Origin of the sequence: Segatella cerevisiae, from assembly GCF_024054555.1 — a bacterium.
Taxonomy (GTDB): Bacteria; Bacteroidota; Bacteroidia; order Bacteroidales; family Bacteroidaceae; genus Prevotella; species Prevotella cerevisiae.
This window is the reverse complement of record NZ_JAMXLY010000092.1, coordinates 1-2,699: the sequence shown is the minus strand read 5'-3', so window position 1 is coordinate 2,699 and position 2,699 is coordinate 1. Positions and strand designations below refer to the sequence as shown.

General features: G+C 35.8%; 1 protein-coding gene, 1 tRNA gene and 1 rRNA gene. All 3 read left to right on the top strand.

What is annotated here, in order from left to right:
• Nucleotides 1–6 precede the first annotated feature (6 nt).
• Nucleotides 7–119 (top strand): 5S ribosomal RNA (rrf, locus tag NG821_RS12390).
• A 1,525-nt stretch (nucleotides 120–1,644) separates the two neighbouring features.
• Nucleotides 1,645–2,034 carry a lytic transglycosylase domain-containing protein gene (locus NG821_RS12385; protein WP_252761969.1) on the top strand — a complete coding sequence of 130 codons (390 nt, stop codon included), beginning with the start codon at nucleotides 1,645–1,647 and terminating at the stop codon, nucleotides 2,032–2,034.
• Nucleotides 2,035–2,345: 311 nt separating this feature from the next.
• Nucleotides 2,346–2,418: transfer RNA gene (locus tag NG821_RS12380), tRNA-Met, on the top strand.
• Nucleotides 2,419–2,699 lie beyond the last annotated feature (281 nt).

The window sequence follows — 2,699 nt, the reverse complement described above, 5'->3', positions numbered from 1 at the left end:
GCCAAACCAGGTGGCTTGAGCGGTGGTGTCCCACCTCTTCCCATTCCGAACAGAGAAGTTAAGCCCACTTGCGCCGATGGTACTGCAATGCAATGCGGGAGAGTAGGCAGCCGCCTCCTTTTAAAAATAAAAGAGAAGGACTGAAGATGAGGACCCCGGAGGCAGGAATGCTTCCGGGGCCCTCTTTTTTTTGTGCCCCTGGCTCATGTCAGGGCACAGGGGTCTTGACAGGGACAGCTTCAGTGTAAAGAACGTAATTTGGGACAGTCCATAATCTTGAACTCAGTTATTAATCTTGTGGATTTGATAATTTTACTCTATTACTCATAGTATTACGTCGATGATATGGGATTTGATTATGGCACAGTTATTAATCTTGGGGATTTAACGATATCCCTATGCAAACAATTGTGCAACTCTAGATAAGAAAAACTTTACATCTTACACTCCCCTGAAATTAGTCCTAAAACCAGGCAGTCCATAATCTTGGTCTCAGTTATTAATCTTTGGAATTTCCCTCCTGTCCGCTTACTATGTTAGAATAATAAATACTTATAATCAGCTTTGAATCCTTAGAATTTCTCGCTTACGTTGTTCTCCTGTTTTTGTAAACTGCGAATCTGATACATACTATAAGTAGGCATTAATATTGTCAATATGATTTGAATCACATTGGATCCTTGTAAGTTAGTCTTTTCGGACAATAAAGGGAGGGCTTATTCTACTGTTTAGAAAACATGTCTTTATTCTTAAGCCTCCATGAAATCTTTCTTTTAAGGATTTATATATATACATCATTTCTCTATAGCGGATTCTATTTATCACATAAGAAATAAGCACTAGTTACTAGATGGAATTTTGTGATCCCAGTATGGATACCCTACTTTTATAATTTCAATAACCACACCAATTCTGTTTTCTGTATTTTGTTATCAAACAATTGCAAGATAGTTTCCAATTCTTATTGTTCTGAGTATTTTGTGTTTTTAGGAAAGGACGTAATTAGTAAATAGAATTTTGGTTCATATATTTTTTGTTTTCGGATAATTCCTATGGAAATTGTTTAGTCATTAACAAGAATGAACGGGTCTTGATGGTGTCTTTTCTATCAATAATATTAATTTTATCTAGGTAATAGTGATATTTCACTTTAAATAGAATAGAGCTTCTATTTGTCCCTTCACAATATGATTTTATGATCATTTTTAAAATTATCACTAGTTTATTTTTTTTGTCTTTCTTAACAGCGAAATGGGGGATTAGCCCAATTATTCCTTGCATTTATATCATTTTTTTTGTACCTTTGCAAATGTACGATTTAGATAATAGCTTCTGTTGTTCTTGAAGTATTACTACCAATTAAGGATTGGAACTAAGGTATTCAAGGTAATCTTTCTGGCATTTTATTTGTGCCAAAGTATATCCCTTTCTTTCTTGTTCCTAAAATAGATTAAGATGAAAAAAATTGAGAATATTGCTTTAGCTTTTTTGTGTGTATTCATGTTTAATGCATTAACTACCTCTGCTCAATCAGAGGATTCGATTTTGATATTAAAGCCTGGAAGTTCAACGAAAGATGTTCTTGCATATACGGCCAATCATTCTAAATTCTCAAATGATGTTGCTGATACCCAATATCCGGTGATGGGTATCGATACTGTAGGAGACGACATCCCTGACAGTGTAGCTAAATTTAATTGGACACCAATCATAAATGGGATAATTCAAGTAGAAAGTAAAGGAAATCCCAAAGCAGTAAGTGGCTTATCTGTAGGAGTAATGCAGATTACTCCGGTTTTAGTGTCAGATTGTAACCGTATCTTAAGAAGGAGAAAATGTCGGAAAAGATTTTCATTAAGAGACCGATGGAGTGTTTCTAAATCGAAAGAGATGTTTTTGATATTCCAGTCTTTTTATAATCCCTTGAATGATTTGGAGCGTGCGATAAGATCGTGGAATGGTGGCGTGCACTATAGTATTAAGCGGACACAACGCTATTTTGAAAAAGTAATGGCAGCAATGAAAGCCCTCTAAAGAACGATCAATCCATTTATAATTTGACGTTTTTATAGATATTCTTTTCTTGAGATCTTGAGTTTATTATAATTATATCGTTATTCCCTTTTTGTGTCTTGGTTGATTTTCGATTTTAAATATCATGTTCAACTTCCATAGCGGATGCTATTGGAGAGGAATTATTGTTTGAAAGAAGATGATATCAAATCGAAAGGTTATAGAGTGTTAAATATAGACTTAATCTAAGATATAATCACAGAAAAGGTATCGTAATAAGCAATTTTTTCGTATCTTTGCAACCGCAAATCGAGAAGAGGCGCAATAAATATCGCGGAGTGGAGCAGTTGGTAGCTCGCCAGGCTCATAACCTGGAGGTCGCACGTTCGAGTCCTGCCTCCGCAACTAAATCGCTCGGAAAGCTTTTTAAAAAAGCTTCCGAGCGTTTTTCGTTTCTATCAGGGACGAGAATGGGACAATTTTTGGCACAGTTATTAATCTTGGAGATTTAATAATTTGCCTATGCATATATTTGTGCAACTCTGTATAAGAAGAACTTCACTATACTATACCCCAATTTTAGACAATGTTTAACTTTTATTTAAATAATATACTCATCCACGGAGAGCGCGCATAGCGGCAAGAGGCGTCGTGTAACGCCTCGGCGAGCGTCACGCTGCAGATTG

What these genes read in the sequence shown, in the direction of transcription:
- NG821_RS12385 (WP_252761969.1), top strand. Translation starts at nt 1,645, where the DNA reads ATGGGTATCGATACTGTAGGAGACGACATCCCTGACAGTGTAGCTAAA.